The sequence below is a fragment of the Campylobacter concisus genome (assembly GCF_003049705.1).
GTDB lineage: Bacteria > Campylobacterota > Campylobacteria > Campylobacterales > Campylobacteraceae > Campylobacter_A > Campylobacter_A concisus_AR.
The window spans coordinates 46,805-68,073 of the sequence record NZ_PIRF01000008.1 but is presented as its reverse complement, the minus strand read 5'-3'; the positions used below and the strand labels follow the sequence as shown (position 1 = coordinate 68,073).

The 21,269-nt window shown below is 36.1% G+C and carries 22 protein-coding genes; 13 read left to right on the top strand and 9 right to left on the bottom strand.

Going from position 1 to position 21,269, the window contains the following annotated elements; genetic code table 11:
• Nucleotides 1-31 precede the first annotated feature (31 nt).
• On the bottom strand, nucleotides 32-1,237 hold the full coding sequence (metK, locus tag CVT05_RS08645) for a methionine adenosyltransferase (protein WP_107698488.1): 1,206 nt from the start codon (nucleotides 1,235-1,237) through the stop codon (nucleotides 32-34).
• Nucleotides 1,238-1,374: 137 nt separating this feature from the next.
• On the opposite strand from metK, the gene sstT reads away from it, so the two are divergent.
• The 13 genes from sstT (at nucleotide 1,375) to CVT05_RS08580 (ending at nucleotide 13,116) form a co-directional block, all read left to right on the top strand.
• A complete protein-coding gene (gene sstT, locus CVT05_RS08640; protein ID WP_413784147.1) occupies nucleotides 1,375-2,742 on the top strand; it encodes a serine/threonine transporter SstT in 1,368 nt (455 codons plus the stop codon).
• 87 nt (nucleotides 2,743-2,829) lie between these two features.
• On the top strand, nucleotides 2,830-4,551 hold the full coding sequence (locus tag CVT05_RS08635; RefSeq protein WP_107698487.1) for a M3 family oligoendopeptidase: 1,722 nt from the start codon (nucleotides 2,830-2,832) through the stop codon (nucleotides 4,549-4,551).
• Nucleotide 4,552: 1 nt separating this feature from the next.
• Nucleotides 4,553-5,002 carry a hypothetical protein gene (locus CVT05_RS08630; protein ID WP_107698486.1) on the top strand — a complete coding sequence of 150 codons (450 nt, stop codon included), beginning with the start codon at nucleotides 4,553-4,555 and terminating at the stop codon, nucleotides 5,000-5,002.
• Nucleotides 5,003-5,053: 51 nt separating this feature from the next.
• Complete coding sequence (locus tag CVT05_RS08625) at nucleotides 5,054-7,123, top strand: ATP-dependent helicase (RefSeq protein ID WP_107698515.1); 2,070 nt, start codon at nucleotides 5,054-5,056, stop codon at nucleotides 7,121-7,123.
• A complete protein-coding gene (gene truB, locus CVT05_RS08620) occupies nucleotides 7,120-7,941 on the top strand; it encodes a tRNA pseudouridine(55) synthase TruB (protein WP_107698485.1) in 822 nt (273 codons plus the stop codon). The genes CVT05_RS08625 and truB overlap by 4 nt, the downstream gene beginning before the upstream one ends.
• Nucleotides 7,935-8,165, top strand: coding sequence for a carbon storage regulator CsrA (csrA, locus tag CVT05_RS08615; protein ID WP_021090864.1), 231 nt, complete (start codon nucleotides 7,935-7,937; stop codon nucleotides 8,163-8,165). The genes truB and csrA overlap by 7 nt, the downstream gene beginning before the upstream one ends.
• Nucleotides 8,162-8,905 carry a 4-(cytidine 5'-diphospho)-2-C-methyl-D-erythritol kinase gene (locus CVT05_RS08610; protein ID WP_107698484.1) on the top strand — a complete coding sequence of 248 codons (744 nt, stop codon included), beginning with the start codon at nucleotides 8,162-8,164 and terminating at the stop codon, nucleotides 8,903-8,905. The genes csrA and CVT05_RS08610 overlap by 4 nt, the downstream gene beginning before the upstream one ends.
• A 14-nt stretch (nucleotides 8,906-8,919) precedes the next feature.
• Nucleotides 8,920-9,372 carry an SsrA-binding protein SmpB gene (gene smpB / locus CVT05_RS08605; protein WP_107698514.1) on the top strand — a complete coding sequence of 151 codons (453 nt, stop codon included), beginning with the start codon at nucleotides 8,920-8,922 and terminating at the stop codon, nucleotides 9,370-9,372.
• A gap of 8 nt (nucleotides 9,373-9,380) precedes the next feature.
• Nucleotides 9,381-9,977: a TlpA disulfide reductase family protein gene (locus tag CVT05_RS08600; RefSeq protein WP_107698483.1), complete on the top strand. Its 597-nt coding sequence runs from the start codon at nucleotides 9,381-9,383 to the stop codon at nucleotides 9,975-9,977.
• A gap of 62 nt (nucleotides 9,978-10,039) precedes the next feature.
• The gene (gene flgB / locus CVT05_RS08595) at nucleotides 10,040-10,474 is read left to right on the top strand and encodes a flagellar basal body rod protein FlgB (RefSeq protein WP_107698482.1); all 435 of its coding nucleotides are present in this window, start codon (nucleotides 10,040-10,042) and stop codon (nucleotides 10,472-10,474) included.
• An 8-nt stretch (nucleotides 10,475-10,482) separates the two neighbouring features.
• Nucleotides 10,483-10,983: a flagellar basal body rod protein FlgC gene (gene flgC / locus CVT05_RS08590; RefSeq protein WP_107698481.1), complete on the top strand. Its 501-nt coding sequence runs from the start codon at nucleotides 10,483-10,485 to the stop codon at nucleotides 10,981-10,983.
• Nucleotides 10,983-11,276: a flagellar hook-basal body complex protein FliE gene (gene fliE / locus CVT05_RS08585; RefSeq protein WP_021090507.1), complete on the top strand. Its 294-nt coding sequence runs from the start codon at nucleotides 10,983-10,985 to the stop codon at nucleotides 11,274-11,276. The genes flgC and fliE overlap by 1 nt, the downstream gene beginning before the upstream one ends.
• 7 nt (nucleotides 11,277-11,283) lie before the next feature.
• Entirely contained in the window at nucleotides 11,284-13,116 is a 1,833-nt protein-coding gene (locus CVT05_RS08580; RefSeq protein WP_107698513.1) for a peptidoglycan D,D-transpeptidase FtsI family protein, read from the top strand.
• Nucleotides 13,117-13,227: 111 nt separating this feature from the next.
• On the opposite strand, the gene CVT05_RS08575 is transcribed toward CVT05_RS08580, so the two are convergent.
• The 8 genes from CVT05_RS08575 to CVT05_RS08540 form a co-directional block, all read right to left on the bottom strand.
• Complete coding sequence (locus CVT05_RS08575) at nucleotides 13,228-13,728, bottom strand: hypothetical protein (RefSeq protein WP_234400589.1); 501 nt, start codon at nucleotides 13,726-13,728, stop codon at nucleotides 13,228-13,230.
• 52 nt (nucleotides 13,729-13,780) lie between these two features.
• The gene (locus tag CVT05_RS08570) at nucleotides 13,781-14,212 is read right to left on the bottom strand and encodes a fatty-acid--CoA ligase (RefSeq protein WP_084108329.1); all 432 of its coding nucleotides are present in this window, start codon (nucleotides 14,210-14,212) and stop codon (nucleotides 13,781-13,783) included.
• Complete coding sequence (gene ccsA / locus CVT05_RS08565) at nucleotides 14,213-17,308, bottom strand: cytochrome c biogenesis protein CcsA (RefSeq protein WP_107698480.1); 3,096 nt, start codon at nucleotides 17,306-17,308, stop codon at nucleotides 14,213-14,215. It abuts the gene before it with no gap.
• 45 nt (nucleotides 17,309-17,353) lie between these two features.
• On the bottom strand, nucleotides 17,354-17,911 hold the full coding sequence (locus tag CVT05_RS08560) for a c-type cytochrome (RefSeq protein ID WP_107698479.1): 558 nt from the start codon (nucleotides 17,909-17,911) through the stop codon (nucleotides 17,354-17,356).
• Nucleotides 17,912-18,003: 92 nt separating this feature from the next.
• The gene (locus tag CVT05_RS08555) at nucleotides 18,004-19,281 is read right to left on the bottom strand and encodes a major outer membrane protein (protein ID WP_107698478.1); all 1,278 of its coding nucleotides are present in this window, start codon (nucleotides 19,279-19,281) and stop codon (nucleotides 18,004-18,006) included.
• Nucleotides 19,282-19,537: 256 nt separating this feature from the next.
• On the bottom strand, nucleotides 19,538-19,975 hold the full coding sequence (locus CVT05_RS08550; RefSeq protein WP_107698477.1) for a hypothetical protein: 438 nt from the start codon (nucleotides 19,973-19,975) through the stop codon (nucleotides 19,538-19,540).
• A gap of 133 nt (nucleotides 19,976-20,108) precedes the next feature.
• Nucleotides 20,109-20,696, bottom strand: coding sequence for a hydrogenase-4 component G (locus tag CVT05_RS08545; RefSeq protein ID WP_107698476.1), 588 nt, complete (start codon nucleotides 20,694-20,696; stop codon nucleotides 20,109-20,111).
• A gap of 82 nt (nucleotides 20,697-20,778) precedes the next feature.
• Nucleotides 20,779-21,213, bottom strand: a complete 435-nt coding sequence (locus CVT05_RS08540; protein ID WP_107686540.1) for a Dps family protein — start codon at nucleotides 21,211-21,213, stop codon at nucleotides 20,779-20,781.
• Nucleotides 21,214-21,269 lie beyond the last annotated feature (56 nt).

The window sequence follows — 21,269 nt, the reverse complement described above, 5'->3', positions numbered from 1 at the left end:
AAGTGGCTTTTAGATAAAGCCACTTTTTTAATTATTTTTTTAGTAAAGCCTTGAAAGTATCGACTGCATCAAGCTTTTCCCAAGGGTATTTTGCATTTCCCACTTGACCTTTTGCAGCTACTTTTGCATATAAAAACGTATCTTTACTTGGCTTATCAAGACCAAATTTATTTGTTATCCAGCGAGGCGTTAGAGCGAAATGCTCGCTTACAAAATTTGAAAGCATATCGTCATTTATGCCATTTGCATGAGTTCCCATGGTATCAACACTAACTGAAGTTGGCTTTGCAACACCGATCGCGTAGCTTATCTGGACGATACATTTTTTTGCAAGGCCAGCTGCTACGATATTTTTAGCTATCCAGCGAGCTGCGTAAAGTCCGCTGCGATCAACCTTTGTGTAGTCCTTACTTGACTGAGCACCGCCGCCTATTGGACTATATCCACCAAAGCTATCAACGATTAGTTTTCTACCTGTTAGGCCGCTATCGTGAAGTGAGCTGTGATTTACATATCTGCCTGTTGGGTTTATATAGATGATCGTTTTTTCTTTATTATATAGCTCTTTTGGAAGGCCAGTTTCGTCTATTAATTTTTGTATTAGTGCGCGAAGCTCTTCTATCTTCATGCTCTCCACGCAAGGGGCAGAAACGACGATAGTGTGGATACTTTGAGGTTTGCAATTTTCAAAGTTGTCTTTGCTACCGTAATCAATCGTAACTTGCGTTTTAATATCAACGCCAAGCTTATCAGGGTTTGCTTTGGCAAATTTATATACTTTATCGCAAAGCATTCTTGCGTAAGTTATAGCTGCTGGCATAAATTCTTTTGCTTCGCAGCTTGCAAAACCAAACATAATACCTTGATCACCTGCCCCAATCTCGCCATCATTCTGATCAACGCCTTGATTTATATCTGGGCTTTGTTGGTTTAAGCAGACTTTGACCTCGATATCATCTGGGTGCAAGCACTGCTCTTTTGTAAAGTTGCTCTTTCCGTCATATCCAATATGCGCTAGAGCGTCTTTTACAATCTTTTCGTAGTCTTTATATGAGAGTTTTACCTTTGAGTTTATCTCTCCACCTATTACTATATTTTTTCCAGCCACAAAGACTTCACTTGCGACACGACCATTTGGATCTTGTGTTAAAATAGTATCCACTATGCTATCAGCGATTATATCAGCACATTTATCTGGATGACCCGGACTTACAACTTCAGAAGTAAATAGATACATTTTCATCCTTTTTCTTGACTAAATTTTGTGCAATTGTAACAAATCTATTTAAAAGGCTAATTAATCTTTATCAAATTCTTTATATTTAAAAATTGTTTAGCTAAAATCAACAAAAAACTAATTTATTAAGGTGTCAAATGAATATGCTTAAAAACATAGCAAGAAGATACGCCGATGGAAATTTGATAATTCAAATTTTAGTTGGTATCATCCTAGGTGCCCTAGTTGGCTTTTACACACACTACGAAGCAGCTCCTTATAACAAGATCTCGGCTAAAATTCAAACTATTCAAAACGAAAGTGGTTTGAGCGTAGATGAAGTTATAAAAACTCGCCTTAGTCAAGATGAAGCCAAGCAGCTAAATGAAGCCAAAGAAAAAGCTAGTTCAGCCGATTCTATCGCAGCTTCAGCTTCAGTTTTAGGCGATTTATTCAAAGGTGCTTTAAAAGCTATCGCACCAATTCTTGTCTTTGTTTTAGTGGCAACATCCATTATTTTAAGAGATTTTGGTCATACAAAAGGTATGCAAAAGATCATTACACTCTATCTAATTGGTACATTTTTAGCAGCCGTTGTTGCAGTTATTGCTAGTTTCTTATTCCCAGTGGAGCTTTCTTTAAAAGGTCTTGCAAGTGCTGATATGTCAGCGCCTCAAGGAATTACCAATGTTTTAAAAGATCTCATTTATAAAATGGTCGAAAATCCAATAAACGCCCTTGCAAATGGTAACTATATAGGCATCATCACCTGGGCAGTTGGTAGTGGTATAGCGCTTAGAAATTCCACAGCTGAGACTAAAAAAGTATTTAAAGATATAAGCGATGGCGTAACCCATATTGTTAAATTTATCATTAGACTAGCTCCGTTTGGTATCTTTGGTATGGTTGCTATTAGCATTCATGAAACTGGATTTGAAGTACTTGCAGGATATCTAAAACTGATTTTAGTTCTTGTTGGAGCAATGCTTGTTGTCGCATTTATCATCTACCCAGCCATGGTTTTTGTATTAACTAGAAAAAATCCTTATCCACTTGTCATGATCTGCCTAAAAGAGAGCGCTATTTCAGCATTTTTTACAAGAAGCTCGGCCGCAAATATCCCTGTAAATATGGCACTTTGCAAAAAGCTTGGTCTAAAAGAGGAGCTTTACTCGATCTCTATCCCACTTGGTGCTACTATAAACATGGGCGGAGCGGCAGTTACCATTAGTATTCTAGCGCTTACTGCGGTAAATTCTATCCCATCTATCACAGTTACTTTTGGCGATGCGCTACTTCTTTGTTTCATCTCAGCTCTTGGTGCATGCGGCGCATCTGGCGTGGCTGGTGGCTCTTTGCTTCTAGTGCCATTAGCGTGCGGTCTTTTTGGTATCAGTAATGACATCGCAATGCAGTTTGTAACAGTTGGTTTTACAATTGGTGTTATCCAAGACTCAGTTGAAACTGCGCTAAATAGCTCATCAGACGTGCTTTTTACAGCCGTAGCTTCAGAGACTTCAAACTAATCTTCATAAAATTTCAGCTAAATTTTGGCTGAAATTTTACTTTTATCCATTTTTTTGTAAAATGTCCCAAAAATTTAAAGGATAAATATGCAAATTTGGGATCTAAAAGCACTTTTTGCAAACGAAAAAGAGTGCGAGCAAAACGCACTAAATTTACAAAAAGAGTGTGAGAAATTTAAAGATAAATACATAGAAAATTATGAAAATTTAAAAACAGACGAGTTTTTAAAGGCATTTTCTGAATATGAAAATTTAATCGCTAAAATTTCAAAAGTAATGACTTACGCTTTTTTAAATTTTGCCAAAGATACAAGCAAGGGCGCATTTTATGCAAAGATCGATGAGATAGCGACAAAAGCAAATGAAAATTTGATATTTTTTGAGATCAAATTTAATGAGTTTAGCCCTAGAAAACAAGAAGAAATTATCAAAAGCTCCAAAAAATATGGCTACTATCTAAACAATCTTGCCAAAGCAAAACCGCACCAACTTAGCGTTGCTGAAGAGAGGGTACTACTTCGCACTGCTAGCACTGGAGCTGAGGGCTTTTCAAGGCTTTTTGATGAGAGTATGAGCAAGATGAGGTTTAAATTTAAAGGTGAGCTTTTAAATGAAGAGGAAATTTTAGCTAAGCTTCATGATAACGATCAAAGCGTGCGAAAACTAGCCGCCAAAAGCCTCTCAAACGAGCTTAGCAAACACCAGCACCTTCTTGGCTACATATACAATATGATAAAAACTGATCTAAAAACAAGCTGCGAGCTTAGAAATTTCAAGCTTCCTGAAGAGCCAAGACACCTTGAAAATCAAATCAGTAAAAAAAGCGTTGATTCGCTCATTGCCGTAACTGAGAAAAATTTTGACCTAGTTGCTAAATTTTACGAGCGAAAAAGAGAAATTTTAGGCCTTAAAAAGCTTTATGACTACGATAGATACGCACCTCTTAGCAGTGAGGGCGAGTATAAATTTGATGAGTGCAAAAAGATAGTTTTAAAGGCGTTTGAGACATTTTCACCTAAATTTGGCGAGATCGCAAAAAGCGCCTTTAGTGACGGCTGGATCGACGTTTACCCAGCGCCAAACAAGCGAGGTGGGGCATTTTCTCACTCAGGATCAAGCGACACGCACCCTTATGTTTTGCTAAATCACACAAACCAGCGTAGAGACCTTTTCACGCTTGCCCATGAGCTTGGCCATGCCGTGCATCAAAAGCTCTCTTATAATGTAAGCTACTTAAACTCAGACACGCCACTAACCACAGCTGAGACGGCTTCAGTCTTTTGCGAGATGCTAGTTTTTGACCACGTCAAAGATGACCTTAGCAAAAAAGAGAAAATTTCACTGCTTGCTGGCAAGATCGAGGATATATTTGCCACGCTTTACCGCCAGATAAATTTTACCACTTTTGAGCGAGCTGTGCACGCACATGAGGGCGAGATCAGTCTAGACGAGCTAAATAAAATTTGGCTAAGAGAGAGCAAAAAGATGTTTGGCAAAAGTGTCACGCTAAATGGCTACTACAAAATTTGGTGGAGCTACATCCCGCACTTCATCCACACGCCATTTTACTGCTACGCCTACTCTTATGCGCAACTTCTTGTGCTTGCACTTTTTGGGCTTTACAAAAGCGGCAAATGCAAAAATTTTGTCGAAATTTACACCGAGTTTTTGAGCCTTGGCGGCAGCCTTAGTCCAAAGGAGCTTGTAGGTAAATTTGGCTTTGATATCGATGATAAAAATTTCTGGCAGATCGGCATAAACGAGGTTAAAAAGCTAGTAGATGAGTTTTTAGAAATTTCAAAGGATTAAGATGTTAGACGAAATTTTAGATGATGAGAAATTTTCGCTTTTGATGAAGATGCACGTCTATGAGTGCATTGATTTTTTGCTTGAAAAAGGGGTAAATTTCTCAGTTATGGCAAATTTACCGCTAGTTAGCTTTGAGCCAAGCTTGCCAGATGAGATAAATAGAAGCTTTAATATGCCAGTCATTATGTTTTCACTTGGTGGCTATACGCTTGAGAGTGCGAAGTTAACGCAAGATGAGCTTAGCTTTGAGGCCGGCTTTGGTGGTGAAAATTTTGCCTCAGTGGTCTCCTTTCCACTTGGTGCAGTGGTTCAAATTTTGGTTGAAAATAGCCCGATCCTTGTAAATTTTTCTATTCATAAGCCAAAAGAGAAGCAAGCGGACCACACAAAAAAATCGGTTTCAGTCTTTTTGCAAAACCCAAAAAATAAAGATATATTTAAGAAAAAATAGTAATTTTAAGCATTTTTGGCTAAAATCAAAAGAAAATTTAAAAAGCAAAAAATGGAAAAATTACTATCAAATTTAAACGAATCTCAGCGCGAAGCAGCTACTCATATAGATGGTCCGATGCTCATACTTGCAGGAGCTGGCAGCGGCAAGACAAAGACCATCACAACTAGGCTTGCCTACCTCATCGGCGAGGTCGGTATAGATGCGGCAAATACACTAACTCTTACTTTTACAAACAAAGCCGCCAACGAGATGCGTAGTAGAGCCATGGCGATGCTAAGCCAAAGCGGCAAAAACTATTCGCCGCTACTTTGCACTTTTCATAAATTCGGGCTTTTGTTTTTAAAGCTTTACATTGAAAAGCTTGGCAGAAAAAATAACTTCGTCATAATCGACACAGACGATAAAAAACGTATCATCAAAAGCTTTGAAAGTCCGGTCGCAACTGCAATTTTGTCAAGCGAAATTTCAAACTATAAAAACTCACTTTTAAGCGTCGAAGAGGTCTATAAAAACGCAAATTTCTCTTCATTTGACAAGAGCAAGGATAACTTTTACAAACAAGCTGCTCAAATTTATGAAAAATATGAGGACTATTTAAAGGCAAACAACCTTGTTGATTTTGACGATCTGCTCGGGCTTACATATAAAATTTTAGACGAAAACGAAGAGCTTGCTAGAGAAATTTCAAACCGATACAAATACATAATGGTCGATGAGTATCAAGACACAAACGACCTTCAGTATAAACTGCTAAAAAAGCTCTGTCTATGTCACGAAAACATCTGCGTCGTAGGCGATGATGATCAAAGTATCTACGGCTGGCGCGGCGCAAAGATCGATAATATCTTAAATTTTAAAGATCAGTTTAAAGATGTAAAGATTATCAGGCTTGAGAAAAACTACCGCTCGAGCGAGGCGATACTAAAGGCTGCAAACGAACTAATAGATCACAACCGCAACCGCCTTGGCAAGAAGCTCGTGGGCACAAAAGGCGAAGGCGAGGCCGTAAATCTGATAGAGAGCTTTGATGAGAGCGTCGAGGCTGGCAAGATCGCAAAATGCATAAAAGAGCTTTTAAGCAAAGGTGTGCAGGCAAAAGATATTGCGATCTTATACCGCATAAACGCGCTCTCTCGCTCGCTTGAAGATGGGCTAAACAAAGAGCAAATCGCCTATAAAATGGTCGGCGGAGTTAAATTTTACGAACGAGCCGAGATCAAAGATATCATAAGCTACCTAAGGCTGATAAACAATCCAAACGATGATTTTTCAATAAGGCGCATCATCAACCGCCCAAAGCGAGGACTAGGCAAAGTAAGCCTTGATAAGCTCGAAAAGATGGCATTTGAAGGTAAAATTTCCATTTACGAGTCGATCTCAAACATCTCTGATAACGACGATGCCTTTAGTAAAAAGGTAAAATCAGCCCTTCTTGAGTTTGCAAACAACCTTAAAGAGCTTCAAGAAAGCAACTCGGTTTTTGACCTGATAGATAAATTTGAAGCTAAATTTGGCGTGAAAAAATACTACGAGAGCTTGCCAGATGGTGCTGAAAGAGCGGCAAATATCGATGAGTTTTACGCTGTTTTAAAAGATCAGATCAAACAAAATCCAAGCTTTGATCTGGAGGAGTTTTTAAACGAGATCACGCTAACAAGCGAGCAAGACGGCATCAGCGACGAGGCTATTAGTATCATGAGCGTGCATGCGAGCAAGGGGCTTGAGTTTGAGCACCTTTTTGTGATCGGCCTTGAAGAGGGATTTTTCCCGCTCATTGGCGATGGAAGCGACATCGAAGAGGAGCGCAGACTAGCTTATGTGGCGATAACAAGAGCCAAAAAGACACTTAGTCTAAGCTTTGCAAATTCGCGCTTTTACAAAGGTCAGCGCACAAGGCTAAATAAGAGTAGATTTTTAAGCGAAAGCGGTATCACGCATGGCTCGCTAGTTATCGAACAGAGCAATGAATTTAAAAAAGGTGACCTTGTTAAACATAAAATTTTTGGTATCGGCCGCGTGAGTGCGGTTAGCAAGATCAAAAAAGAGTTTAAACTGACTATAAATTTTGGTGGCAATGTAAGAGAGATAATGTCAAGCTTCGTGGAAAAGGCCGTATGAACGCCATTTTCGTGGCAAATAAGCCAGCTGGCATGAGCTCAAACCACTTTTTAGGGCGACTAAAGAGAAAATACGGCGTTAAAAAGGCTGGGTTTTCAGGCACACTTGATCCATTTGCAAGCGGTTGTTTAATAGTCGCTTTTGGCTCGTATACGAAATTTTTTAGATTTTTAGACAAAAGCCCAAAGGTCTATGAGGCGACGATCTGGCTTGGAGCTAGCAGTCCAAGCATGGATAATGAAAATATCACTGAAATTTCAAATGTAAAAGAGCTAAATTTAGAAAAACTTGAAGCCATAAGAGGCGAGCTGACTGGCAGAATAAGCTACATCCCGCCAAAATTTAGCGCCAAGCATGTAAATGGTACAAGAGCCTACAAGCTAGCTAGAAACGGTGAAGAATTTGAGCTAAAGACAGAAACGATGGAAATTTTTGATAGCCAGATTTTAAACTATTCGCACCCATTTTTAACCATTCATTTAAGCGTAAGCGAAGGAAGTTATATCCGTTCGTATGCAGAAATTTTTGGAAAAAAGCTTGGTTATAATGTAACTTTAAGCTCATTAAAAAGGACAAGTGAAGGCAAATTTTGCTACGAAAATGAAAAATTTTTGAATATTTGTGATTTTTTAAACATTCAGAAAAATACATACTTTGGGGATATAAATGATATTCTTGATGGTAAGAAATTAAAAATTAACGATTTTGAAACACAAAAGCAAGGAATTTATTTGCTAAATTATGATAAATTTATGAGCGTAATCCAAATCACGGATGATACTATAAATTACACTCTAAATAAGGTTGAAAAATGTTAATCCTAGCAAGAAAAGAAAATGAAGAAATTTTAATAGGAAATGACATAAAAGTTGTCATAGTAAATATTTCAAAAAATACTGTTAAACTCGGTATCGAAGCGCCACGAAACACAATGATACTAAGAAGCGAACTAGCAAACGATATCAAAAACGAAAATATCCATGCCACAAAAACTGCAAGTGAAGCCGATATCCACGAGCTAGCTAAAAAAATCGAGAAATGAAAAGCTTTGCAAAGATAAATATATTTTTAAAGATAGTTGGCACTAGAGGCAGCTACCACGAAATTTTATCGCGCTTTATCATCTGTGAGCAGCTTTTTGACGAAATTTATTTTAAAAAGTCAGATTCATTTGCTATAGAATGCAACAACAGCGATATAAAAGATAACATCATCCAAAAAGCGGTAGATGAGCTAAAAAGAGCCGGCTTTTCAAACGAGCTTGACGAGTTTTTTAGCTCTCATAAAATCATCATCAACAAAAATATCCCAATTGGTGCGGGCCTTGGTGGAGGTAGTTCAAATGCCGCAACCTTTTTGCTAATGATAAATGATGAGCTAAATTTAAATATAAAACATGAAAATTTGATGCAAATAGCGTCTAAAATCGGTGCAGATGTCGCTTTTTTCGTATGTGGCTACAAGGCAGCAAATGTAAGCGGCATAGGTGAGATCATAGAAGAATTTGATGACGAAGTGCCGGATTTAAATATCTTTACACCAAACGTTTTTTGCTCCACACCGATGGTTTATCAAGAATTTAGAAGCAATTTCTTACAATACATAGACGTTAATGTTGCAAAAAAGATGCAAAATTTAAAAAGCAAAGAGCTACTTGAAATTTATAAAAATGGGGAGTTAAACGATCTTTTTGCCCCATGCTTCAAGCTCTATCCACAGATGAATGAGTTTAAAGATAAATTTCTAAGTGGTAGCGGCAGTAGCGTATTTAGCGTAAAATAAAAGGTAAAATTTTGATAAAAGATCTAGCGAAAAACAAAAAAGCTTTGCATGATTTTAGCATACTTGAAACCTTCGAGGCTGGCATCGTTTTAAAAGGCAGCGAAGTCAAAGCTCTAAGGGCTGGTAGAGCAAATCTAAAAGATAGCTTTGTGCGCGTCATAAAGGGTGAGCTTTTTTTACTAAACGCCCACATTAGCTATCTTGAGACTACACATAGCGCATTTCGTCCAAATGAGCGAGCAGCCAGAAAACTTTTGATGCATAGAAAGCAGATCGATAAAATTTTCGGTCAAGTCTCACAAGATGGACTAGCGCTGGTTGTTTTAGCATTTTATCTAAGTGATAAAAATATCGTAAAAGCAAGGCTTGCCCTTGCAAAAGGTAAAAATTTACACGATAAACGCGAGACTCTAAAAAGACGCGAGGCAGACAAAGAGGCAAGAGCTGCCATAAAAAGATATATTTAAGGGATAAGATGAAAAATTTACTCGTTTTAATAATCGCTTTATTTGCTTTTTTTGGCTGTGGTGACGATGAGAGCAGTAGTACAAATTTTAAAGAATTTAGCCCAAATGAAGAGGTTAAGCTTGTAGATGTAAGCGGTAAGGAGCTTACTTTAGTTCGAAAAAATCATGGCTTTGCTATCAAAAATGATGAAAATAAAGTTTTAATGATCGATATTTTTGGTACATTTTGCCCACCTTGTCAAAAAGAGGCAGCTGAGCTTACAAAATATCAGCTTGAAAACAAAGATAAATTTACACTAATTGGACTAACTCATTTTGAAAATGTCACAAATGAGTATGTTTTACACGAATTTATGCAAAAATTTAACGCCTACTATTTCATAGCAAACGATCAAAAGATAAATGACAGACTTGCCGAGCAAATCGTAAGAGACATCGAATATAAACACGAGATCGCACTACCTTTTAAGGTCGTGATAAAAAATGGTGAATATCAAATTTTAACAGACGTAGATAGCGGACAATACGGGGTAAAATACTATCTTGGTGGTATAAAAGTCACAAAAATGAAAGAAGATCTGACAAAAATTTATGAGACAAAATAAATTTGCCCTATATTTGGAACATCGTTTGCTTATAAAAATGTGAAATTTCATAAGGATTTTAAATGTTTGTTTTAGATAAATCAAAATCTAGCCCACTTGTTGAATCAGCTCTTGCAGGCAGAGAACTACGCCAAAAACTAATCTCTGGCAATCTTGCAAACGTTGATACACCATTTTATAAAGCTAGAGATATAAGATTTGAAGATGTTTTAAAAGAAAAAGCAAATGAAATTTATAACACTTCAAGCCAAAAAAAACTACAACTTGCTAAGACAAACGAAGCGCACATGGCTGCGGTTGATTTCCCAAAAAACGACACAGCTCAAATTTTCTTGCGCGATGGTCACATGGCTAGAAACGATGCAAACACAGTCGATCTTGATGTTGAGACAACAGAAATGGGCAAAAATACAGTTATGATAAACGCCCTTGATAGCGCCTACAAGGCTCAAAGCAATATCTTTAAAAGCGTCATAGACGCAAGTGCTAAGAACTAGGAGAGATGATGTCATACTTAAACGATTTTGATATTAGTGGATACGGACTAAGCGCACAACGTTTCAGAATGAACGTCATCAGCTCAAACATAGCAAACGCACAGACTACAAGAACGGCTGAAGGTGGTCCTTACAGAAGACAAGAGGTGATCTTTAAAGAGATGAATTTTGATAAAATTTTAAACGATCAACTTAAAAGCTCACAAAGTCTACTCGAGTATGAAAATCCACTTGATGATCCAAGCTCACCAAAAAACGCTCACCCTGCCCTAACTAGCGTGATCGTGGATAAAGTGGTGCGTGACGATAAGGACTTTCAGCTAAAATATGACCCGAGCCATCCAGATGCAAATGCAAATGGCTACGTCGCATTTCCAAATATAAATCCGGTTATTGAGATGTCTGACCTACTTGAAGCAACAAGGGCATACCAAGCAAACGTGGCAGCCTTTCAAAATGCAAAAACAATAGCACAAAGTGCGATATCACTTATTTCAGGACAAGCATAATGATAAATAGTATAAATTTAGACAAAATAAATAAAAATGAAAATTCAAATAAAATAGCAAAAGCAGGCGAAGAAGGCGGCTTTGAAAATGCTCTAAACGACTCTTTAAAAGAGCTAAATAAAGTCCAAATCAATGCAGATAAAGCCATAGCCGATCTTGCAACTGGCGAGGTAAAAGACCTGCACCAAGCTGCTATTGCGATAGGCAAAGCAGAGACTAGCATGAAGCTTATGCTAGAAATTCGCAACAAAGCACTAAGTGCTTATAAAGAAATTTCTAGAACACAAATTTAAGTCATTAATGAATTCCAGAAAATCAAAAATAACCATACTTTTTTTATTAATTACTTTTGGAATTTCAATATTTGTACTTGTCATATTTTATAGAGCAAGTATCGAGCGAAAGCTTCCTAGGCTTCAAACAAGCGATATAAATACAGCGATTCGTGGCAATATAATCACAAAAGATGGCTTTAGCATCTCTTCAAGTCAAAAACTCTACAAAGTAATGCTTGACACTAGAAATATTGATCCTAATAAAAAAGAGATGTTTATCAAGCTATATTCGCTTTACAGCGGCGACGATCCAAACAAAGTAAGAAAGATTATAAATGGCACAAAAGGTATCGTTACGCTCTCATATAGCATTGATGCAAAGGGTGCTACCTACCTTCAAGAGCTCTCAAGAAAGCTAAATCGCAAGAGCATTTTGGTTTCATACCTTGACCCAAAAACAGGCCTTGCTTCATTTCAGGGCATGAGAGTAATGGAGAGCGGTCAAAATCGTAAATTTATGTCAAAAGATGCCCTCACACCAGCTATTGGCTACGTGAGCAAAACTGAAAGTGACACGCTTACAAAAAGCAAAGGTGTAAAAGGTCTTGAGAGATATTATGAAGATTATTTAGCCCCTATACAAAATGCAAAAATTTTAGGGCCTCGCGATATTGGAAATAATATTATTTTAACAAGTGACTCAAATTTAGCAACAAGAGTAGATGGCTACAATGCGGTGCTCTCTATACCATTAAAATTTCAAACTAAACTAGAGCAAATTTTAGATGAAAAGCGTGAATTTCTAGATGCAAAAGAGTTAGTTATATGCATAATGAATAGCAAAAATGGAGAAATTTTAGCCCTAGCTTCTAGCTCAAGGTATGATCCTTCAAATATAAGAAAGCAAGATTATAACGCTCTAAACTCGACCGTTAGCGAATATGCTTATGAAGTTGGCTCAGTTTTTAAACCATTTATATTTTCTATCTTACTTCAAGAGAAGAAAGTAAATCCATTCGAGCTTGTAAATACCTATAATGGCCGATACCAACTTGGCAAAAGGATAATCAAAGATACCCATCCAGAGCCTTTTATGAGTGCTGAGGATATAATCGTACACAGTTCAAACATAGGCATGATCCAGCTTGTTGAGCGACTAAATGGGCCACAAATTTATCAAGGACTTTTAAATTTTGGCTTTTCAAGAAAGACTGGCATAGATCTACCTTACGAGCAAGTAGGTATGATGCCAACAGTTACAAAGCTAAACTCATCGACATATAAGGCGACTGTGAGCTACGGATACGGCTTGCAAGCTACATTTATGCAGCTTTTAAAAGCCTATAATACATTTAACAATAAAGGCATTGAAGTTACTCCTCACATGGTTGCCTACTTAGAGAGAAATGGAAAAAGATACGATTTGCCAAAGTCCGAGCCAGCTCAAGTTATATCACAAGAAACCGCAAAGATAATGAAGAGAATTTTAATAAAAACGGTTGAGAAAGGTACTGGACTAAAAGCCTTTACACCAGGGCTTGAGATAGGTGGCAAGACTGGAACTGCACACATTGCCTCAGGTAGTGGTGGATACAGCAATACCTACAATGGCTCATTTTTTGGCTTTGTAAATGATACAAGAGGCAATAGCTACACAATAGGCGTTTTAGCAAGGGATCCTAAAAGACCTTACTACTACTTCGGCGCTCAAAGTGCGTTGCCTATGTTTAAAAAAGCAGTTGATCTGATGGTTGAAGATGGATATTTATTTCCTGATGCAAATGTAATAGCTGAGTTTGAAGCCAAAAAAGATAAGCTTAAAAACGATAAGACAAAACAAAAGCCTGCTTTAGACTAAAATTTAAGGATAAGAAAGATATAAAAACTAAGCAAAAGCTAAATATAAAAATTTCTCTTGCTTTTTGGCATTTTCTCTAATTGCAAAACCTTTAATGCTCTTAAAATACTTTTAGTTTCTAATAGCAATTAAATTATAAATGGAAAATCTAAACTGATCAAAAAATTTTAAGTCTTTAATATTTTTAGAAGTTATCTCTTTGTCATCTTTGTAGTTTTTTCCGCCTAAAAAGAGCAGATAAATAAGCGGCATAACATAATTAAATCTTAAGAAAAGCGCTACGATACAATGAAAAAAGCCGTAGTTGTATCTGATACAAACATAAAAACCATAAATTATATAGGCCATCATTAGAATCAAAAAAGCATAGAATACAAAGCTTAAACCAGTATAATCTGAAATATTTAAAAAGCTACAAACTAAAATAAAAATACCTACCAAAGCAGGCAATATAATAATTGGAAAAATTAGATGAAGTCCAATTAGATCAAATTTACTCGCATAAACCTTTATATTATATCTACCTGTAGGAATTATCAAAAATATAGGCAATACGATTGAAAAGAAAATAAGAAATACCACATACATAGAATCAATATCATAAGAACCCATTTTTAAACCAAACTTAATTTTAAGATATTTTAACTACACTTTTTGAATAAATTTATCTACGATTTTTGCGATTTTCTATGCCGATTTTTTCACTCTCTTCTATTTCGACAATGTAGCTTGGGTTTTTCTTTTTAGCTTCTTTGTCTAAAAAACTAATGAGCTTTGCATCAGAATTTTTATGAGAGCAGATTAAAATTATAAAATTTATATAGTTATTTGCCTCTTTTGGCATGACTTGGTTATTTTTAGCTGGTATACTAAAATTTCCTACAAAGATTTGAATAAGTTCGAAAAGCTCGTTTTTGCTTAAACTATTATCACCCGCAAGCTTTTCAAGCTTTTCGATCGTTATCTCTTCTTTTTCTAATGCAAGCTCCTTTATTTCGGCGCTATAATCTCTATTTCTTAAAAGTAAATAGATTAACGCACAAATTGCGATTAAAAGCAATACAATAAAGAAAACTATTAGACCTTTTATTAGCATCTAAAGCCTTGAGCAAAGTGAGCGCTTTGTAAATGCTAAAACACTCATAAGCACCATTATTACGATACTAATCCAGACAAAATCAGGCACTGGTAATGGATCGCCAGCTGCATACGAGTGCATACCAGCTAAATAAAAATTTACGCCAAAATAAGTCATAATAATCGACCAATAAGCAAAAAATGAAGCCACTGCAAACGCATATTGGTTGTTTAGCTTTGGGATAAATCTTATATGAAGAACTGCGGCATAAACAAGTATCGAAACTAGCGCCCAAGTCTCCTTACTATCCCAGCCCCAATATCTGCCCCAGCTCTCATTCGCCCAAACACCGCCTAGGAAATTTCCAAGAGTAAGCAAGCTAAGTCCTAGTATCATAGCCATCTCATTTATACGGGTAGCTTCGAGGATATTGCGAGAAATTTCTGGATTTGGCTTTTTCTTATTTTGTAAAATGATAAGCAATAGTGTAAAGCCACCAAGTAACGCACAAAGCCCTAAAAATCCATAACTTGCAGTAATGACGGAAACATGTATTGTTAGCCAGTAGCTTTGAAGCACTGGCACAAGTGTAGTGATCTGCGGATCCATCCAGCTAAGGTGCGCAACAAACAATGTAACACCAGCCAATATAGACGTAAGAGCAAGAGCGATAGGGCTACGTTTTGCAAAGACGATACCAGAAAATCCTAGAGCCCATGAGATATAGACCATTGATTCATAAGCGTTACTCCAAGGCGCATGCTCAGCAATGTACCAACGAAGTCCAAGTCCGACAGTATGAGCAAGAAAAGCTAGTAAATTTACAGTGTATACAACTCTTACAATACCATTTATCTGAACTTTTGGAGCTAGCATTTTGACAAAAACAAAAAATAAAAGTGCAAGGCCAGCCAAAAGATAAACCGGCGTCAATCGTTCAAAAATTTGAATTTTATTAAACAAAATTTCTATATTTATCTTTTCTTCACTTGGCATTACAGCAGAACCGTACTTTTGCTGATAGGCTGAAATTTTATCAAGTGTGGCATCAGCCTTACTCCAATCATTATCTTTTGTTGCTGCATCAACTGCTGCAAAATACTCTCTCATCATATTAATGACTAGATCGGCCTCCTTAGGCGGAAAATACATCATTGCACTAGCAGGTGAATACCAAGAGTTTGATGGGTCATCTTGCTTTGGAAAAATTTTAAAAATTTCACCAATAAATATCATATAAAAAACGTTCAATCTCTCATCGATCTTGATCACGTCTTTATCAAAGGTATTGCGTGATCCAGGGTGCTTGCGATTAGCAATTTCAGCAAATTTTGTGAGTTTATATTCACTTCCGCCATCTTTTGTAGCTCTAAAAAAATCATTAAAACTTGCATATTTTGCATTTTCATCTATGCCAAGCTCTTTTTTTAGCTCCTTACTTTGTCCAAGTGAGATAATTTTTTCACTTCGCCAAAAATCAGGCGTTACCATTATTGAAAGCATAGCTTGATTCGAATTTAGGCTATTTATACTCTCGCTTCTATGTATTTTATTTAAAATTTCTTTGCTAAGAGTGTCAAATGGCTTCATTCTACCATCTGAGCTTTGCACAATAAGTCTAGAAAGCTTTTGTGTGTGCTCTTTGCTGATATTAGGCAAAAAGTCTTCAGCCTTTAATGAGCTAAAATTTAAACTTAAAAGCATAATGGCAATAATAGCAACAACCTTTTTACCACCTTTTGTTGATTCATTATCTATTAACTTAGCTAGTTTTCTAAAGCGGCTACCAGGATTTACAACATTTAACACAAAGCCAAGTCCAAGTAAAAAGTAGCCAATGTAAGTTGGTATCTTGCCTGGATCTTTATTGACAGAGAGAATCGTTCCTTTTTCATCTGTATCGTATGAACTTTGGAAAAATCTATAACCATCATAGTCAAGCACATGATTCATATAAATTTTATAGTCAAGCCCCGATATGTTTGTATCGTCTTTTACAATAACTTCACTTGAATAACTCATAGGCGAATTTGAGCCAGGATATCTTTTAAGCTCAAAGTCTTTTAAGTATAAACTAAAAGGAAGTTTGACTTGCTGTGCGCCCCATGAAGCGTTAAATTTTTGCCCAGCCACAGCCAAGCGTGAAGGTTCTGTTAGGTTATAAAAAATATGCATCTCTTTACTCTCGCCTTTATAATTTAATTCAGCTATCAAGGCGTTAAATTCGCTATCTTTTGTACTAACTAGCTTTCTTGAAGCATGAGCTGAAACTAATCTTGGAGCAAAATTTATATTTGAAATAGTGTAAAGACTGCCCATACCAAAATCATTTACACTACCAGCCTTTAATTCAGTTTTTGAGCTATCACTCATTGTAAATTTTGAAAGATCAGTATTTGAAGTAACTGTGAAATTTCCGTCCACTAATTTAAAAAGTACATATTTTTTATTCTCATCTGGCTTAGCATTAAAGATAAAACTAATATCTGCAACTCTTGCTTCCTCTTCTTCTAACAAGAAGATTTCTTCACTTTCACTCTCGTTTGAAACCACAAATTCCACTACTGGTTGCCCGTTTTTATCATCCACAAACTTATAGCTTGCATTTGGCACAAATTCTTTAAATTTTAAATTAGCTTCATTATCTGCTATTTTTAGCTTTAAATCAAAACCTTTTTTTGCATCAGAAAGTCCTAGTGGTAAAGCAGCGCTTATCTCTTCTCCATTATCGTTTAATGCGGTTAAATTTAAATAGGATATTTTTGTCGTAACAATATTTGACTGAGTTTTTTCTCTTATATGCATGTCAGCCTCAAAGCCAAGGTATCTTGTTATTCCAGCACCGATTAAGATAACGATAAAACCAAGATGGAATATAAGCGAAGGGAGTTTTTTTGGATCGATTAAGTTATATCTAAAGATATTATAGGTCAAATTTATACCAAGAAGTAGTTGAATGAGCGCAAACCAGCTGGCACCATAAACATAGTACCATGCAGCTTCTGTGCTAGTTTTACTTTCTATTATTGTAGCGGCTCCGCTAGCTATGGCAAAGATTATCATCAAAATGATAGCTGAGCCCATACTTAAAAATAATGATTTTGGATTTAACATCTGTTTCCTTTTGTTTATAATATGACAAAGCTACCAAAGCGAAACTTATCTTAAATAACTACCTTGCTTTGTTTCGGTTGAAACTGGTTTATTTTCGTTTGTATCTTGATCTGCAAGTGCATCTTTACCTTTTAGATAGGCAAGAATCGCACCAAGGTCATTATTTGAAAGAATTTTAGCTTGGTTTTGCATTACATTTTTGCCGCTTCCACCAAAACTTGAGTCACTTCTATAAGAGATGATGCTATCTTCAATATCTTTAGCATCCATATTTTTTAGAGGTGTTGAACCAAATGGCCTTTTATCAGCATTCTCGCCATGACAGCTAGCACATTGCTTTTCGTAAAGCTCCTTACCTAAAGAAACACTATATCTACCCTTTCTATCAACGCCCAATTTTAAAATTCTATTATCCTTATAGCGTCTTGGATCTTCATCGACATAGATATTTACTTTTTCATTTCTATCATTAGCCTGCTTTTTTGCCATTTCAGCAAGTTCTTTACCAAACTCACCACGAGCTTCTATATAGTAGACTTGTGAAGCTGCAAAGGCATTTGCCACCAAAAAACACGCCAAAAAAGAAATTTTAATACTTTTCATAACTTTCCTTAAAATTTTGCTCTAAATTTAAAAATCCCGGATCAGATTGCTCCGACCCGGGATTATATCATAAGTTGATTAATGAGCTACGATTAGAATGAGTATTTAGCTTCAAATCTGAATTGATCTTCTTTGTTTTTAGCCTCATCAGCAAATTTTGAAGTTTTGAATGCATAGTATGAGCTAAATGTTAACTTTTTGCTATATGCGTATGCAAATCTTGGAGTAATCTCTTCAACTTTTTCTTTGCCATTTTTGCCAGGAGCTGCAGCATGTTTAATATGACCTTTTATGTAGTCAGCACCAACTGTGAATTTATCAAATGTATATCCAGCTGTTGCATATATTAAGTTAGCTTTACCATTAGCCCAAGTTGGATCAAGTGTAAGCTCACCTACATCTATTAAGCTACCTTTATCTTCAAATGCAAATGATGTTACGCCCTTATCTTGAACTTTCCAGCCCATGTAACCTAATCTTGCATCAAGACCAAATAGCGAAGCTGTAAGTTCACCAGCATAGAAATTACCATCATTATATTTTGCTACGCCATTAGATGCATCTATACTTTTAGATAGGTGTGATTTTGCGCTTGCATCTGCTGTGCTATTTACATAGTTGATTCTACCACCCAAGCTAACATCATCATTTATAGCAAAGTTTGCAGTTACATCAGCAGCAAGAAGGTCAGCTAGGTTTGTTAAGCTTGCATACCATAGTTGGAAGTCTATTGGGCTATATGAACCAGCTATACCTGCTGCATATAGATTACCAAAATCATAAACTTTTACCCTATTTATATCGTCACCATTTGCATCTTTAGCCGCGTATAAATCACCATCACTTTCTGTATCATCACCTTCAATAGCATCAAAAGCTAGAGCTGTTAAAGTAAGACCTTCGATATCTTCATTTACTATTCTTACACCAGTACCGACAGCATCATCAGTAAAGTATGAACCTATAACTTGTTTACCAGCTGTTATAGTAGTAGCACCTACTTTGTAGCCTAGATAAAATTGATAAACTTTAAATGAATCAGTTGTATTTGTTTTATCTGTTCCAGCTTTAGCATTATCGCCTGAACCGTCATTTGCATTATATCTTAGGCCGATAACACCAAAGAAGTTATCATCGATGGCAGCTTTAAAATTTGTAATCATTTTAAAGTTATGTTTTGCATCACTTCTATTTTCTGAAGGAGTTGCTGAAGCATCAGCACTTTTATCTCTAGTATTTGTATATCTATATCTTGCAAATCCTGAAAGATCTACATTTTTTATAGCTTCTTCAAGTGGAGTAGCACTTGCTACGCTTGAAAACGCACCTAAAGCAACCAAAGCGGCTAAACTAATTTTTGTTAGTTTCATTTTTTCTCCTTTTAAGGTTTTTGTGCTGACGATTATAATCAATAAAATTTAATATGAAGCTTAAAATTTTTAATTTCAGTTACCGATCGTTTACCGTAATTAATCAAGAATAGATAAAAGTTGATAATTTTAAACAGACTAAGGATAAAAATTAAAATGAGTAAAAAGAAAAAGGGGCTATTGCTTTGCCCCTTAAAAGGAGTTCTAGTTTTGATTGCTGTTGAAATTATATAAGCAAGCAGTAAATCAACGGTAATTAAAAAGAAATTTTTTCCTCTTTTGGTACTTCGATATTTGTTTTTACATTTTTTCTTTTAATAACCACTTCATTTTGCGGCTTTTTTATACCATTATATAAGCCACTAGAGCCACCCTCTTTTATAAGCAACATATCTATAAGTTTATCTGCATAAAAGGTCGCATAGACCAAGTCACCTTTATCATAATAGTACCTATTTGCACAAAAATTTGCTTTATTGAGATTGTGATTTTTTGTATCGCTCGCCACTATTTCATAGCAGTATTTTGAATCTTTATATGTAACCTCTTTTATAAAACCTTTGATTGAGCTTTTTACTGGTCTATTTTGCATGACCTGTCTTGGCTGTTTTCGCAGCGGCGGATTGTCTTCAAAAAATGAGCAACCAAAAAACATGATAGCAGTTGTCAGTGGAAGTAAAATTTTAGCTTTCATCTCTTCTCCTTAGTGTAAAACGGAGAAGTATAACTTTTAAGATTAAATAAATTTTGTGGGAAATTAAAGGCTCGTATCTAAATTTATATACACGATCATACAAATTTATCTTAGACGAGCCTGCCTAAGATAGTTAAGCTGAAACATTTAAAACGTTACCGCCAAGCTCGGCGATCTTTTTATCAAGTGTCTCAAGGGTCTTTTCAATAGTCTTTTGTGAAATTTCAGGAAGCTCACCTCCCCAAATTTTCTTCGCATCCTCAAAACCCTTTGCCACACCCTCTCTACCAGCTTTTAGTTTTTCCACATCATCACCTGCACCATTTAACACAAAGCTAGCTATCCTATCAGCCGTATTTACGATACCAAAAAATCCATTCTCGCTAATAAGATCATCTGCCTCGTCACTACTTAGCTCGTTTAAAGATTTACCGTTATAGCCGGTACTTACAAGATCAAGTCCTGATAAAATTTCTGATAAATTTTTAGGCGCATTAAAGCTTAAGCTACCTTGGGCTAATAAATTTGAACTACTACTTTTAACGATCTCTTTTTGATACTGCAAAAAGTAGCCATTTGAAATGTCTTTGGCTGTTAAATTTATAATTTCAGACTCTTTTTTAGAAATATCCTTTTCATCTTTATGAAGTGAAATTTCTGATTTTACATTTCCTTTTAGGCTTGAATTATTATATGAGTTTGCGATTTGAGAAATTTTCATTTTGGCTCCTTAGAATTTATAAAATCAATATCGCCAAAAAGTAGAATTTATTTAGATAGAGCGGGAAAACTCCCGCTAGTAGTTATTTGCTAAGTGTTGCGTTTAGCATCCAGATGGCTTTTTCAAATTTTGCAATTTGATCTTGTGCATACATTTGAGTTGTTGTATCGCCTTCTGCAAGCTCGTCAAGCTTTTTAAACTCGCCCAAAAGGTGCTTGTAATCAGCCAAAACAATATCCAAAACTTCAGTCGGAGTGTAGCTTTCTTTTGGCTCGTGTTTTATGTGAGCGACTTTTGCTAACTCCTCAGCCTTTGCGATAGGTCTGCCGCCAAGCATAAGAGCTCTTTCTGCAACTGCATCAAATATATCACTCATATCTTCATAAGCTTTTTCTGTGTATTCATGGACGCTAAAAAATTGAATACCTTTTACATTCCAGTGAAGATCGTGAAATTTAATGTAAAGTGCATTCGCATCAGCCTGAATTGTGTTTAACTGTAAAATAACTTTTGACATTTTTGTCTCCTTCTTTATTGTAAATATGATGAAATTATATATAGTTAGAGTTAATC

What these genes read in the sequence shown, in the direction of transcription:
- fliE (WP_021090507.1), top strand. Translation starts at nt 10,983, where the DNA reads ATGATAAATAGTATAAATTTAGACAAAATAAATAAAAATGAAAATTCA.
- CVT05_RS08580 (WP_107698513.1), top strand. Translation starts at nt 11,284, where the DNA reads ATGAATTCCAGAAAATCAAAAATAACCATACTTTTTTTATTAATTACT.
- CVT05_RS08540 (WP_107686540.1), bottom strand. Translation starts at nt 21,213, where the DNA reads ATGTCAAAAGTTATTTTACAGTTAAACACAATTCAGGCTGATGCGAAT.
- CVT05_RS08625 (WP_107698515.1), top strand. Translation starts at nt 5,054, where the DNA reads ATGGAAAAATTACTATCAAATTTAAACGAATCTCAGCGCGAAGCAGCT.
- metK (WP_107698488.1), bottom strand. Translation starts at nt 1,237, where the DNA reads ATGTATCTATTTACTTCTGAAGTTGTAAGTCCGGGTCATCCAGATAAA.
- sstT (WP_413784147.1), top strand. Translation starts at nt 1,375, where the DNA reads ATGAATATGCTTAAAAACATAGCAAGAAGATACGCCGATGGAAATTTG.
- CVT05_RS08570 (WP_084108329.1), bottom strand. Translation starts at nt 14,212, where the DNA reads ATGCTAATAAAAGGTCTAATAGTTTTCTTTATTGTATTGCTTTTAATC.
- CVT05_RS08600 (WP_107698483.1), top strand. Translation starts at nt 9,381, where the DNA reads ATGAAAAATTTACTCGTTTTAATAATCGCTTTATTTGCTTTTTTTGGC.
- ccsA (WP_107698480.1), bottom strand. Translation starts at nt 17,308, where the DNA reads ATGTTAAATCCAAAATCATTATTTTTAAGTATGGGCTCAGCTATCATT.
- flgC (WP_107698481.1), top strand. Translation starts at nt 10,483, where the DNA reads ATGTCATACTTAAACGATTTTGATATTAGTGGATACGGACTAAGCGCA.
- CVT05_RS08575 (WP_234400589.1), bottom strand. Translation starts at nt 13,728, where the DNA reads ATGGGTTCTTATGATATTGATTCTATGTATGTGGTATTTCTTATTTTC.
- CVT05_RS08550 (WP_107698477.1), bottom strand. Translation starts at nt 19,975, where the DNA reads ATGAAAGCTAAAATTTTACTTCCACTGACAACTGCTATCATGTTTTTT.
- CVT05_RS08630 (WP_107698486.1), top strand. Translation starts at nt 4,553, where the DNA reads ATGTTAGACGAAATTTTAGATGATGAGAAATTTTCGCTTTTGATGAAG.
- csrA (WP_021090864.1), top strand. Translation starts at nt 7,935, where the DNA reads ATGTTAATCCTAGCAAGAAAAGAAAATGAAGAAATTTTAATAGGAAAT.
- CVT05_RS08560 (WP_107698479.1), bottom strand. Translation starts at nt 17,911, where the DNA reads ATGAAAAGTATTAAAATTTCTTTTTTGGCGTGTTTTTTGGTGGCAAAT.
- flgB (WP_107698482.1), top strand. Translation starts at nt 10,040, where the DNA reads ATGTTTGTTTTAGATAAATCAAAATCTAGCCCACTTGTTGAATCAGCT.
- CVT05_RS08555 (WP_107698478.1), bottom strand. Translation starts at nt 19,281, where the DNA reads ATGAAACTAACAAAAATTAGTTTAGCCGCTTTGGTTGCTTTAGGTGCG.
- CVT05_RS08635 (WP_107698487.1), top strand. Translation starts at nt 2,830, where the DNA reads ATGCAAATTTGGGATCTAAAAGCACTTTTTGCAAACGAAAAAGAGTGC.
- truB (WP_107698485.1), top strand. Translation starts at nt 7,120, where the DNA reads ATGAACGCCATTTTCGTGGCAAATAAGCCAGCTGGCATGAGCTCAAAC.
- CVT05_RS08545 (WP_107698476.1), bottom strand. Translation starts at nt 20,696, where the DNA reads ATGAAAATTTCTCAAATCGCAAACTCATATAATAATTCAAGCCTAAAA.
- CVT05_RS08610 (WP_107698484.1), top strand. Translation starts at nt 8,162, where the DNA reads ATGAAAAGCTTTGCAAAGATAAATATATTTTTAAAGATAGTTGGCACT.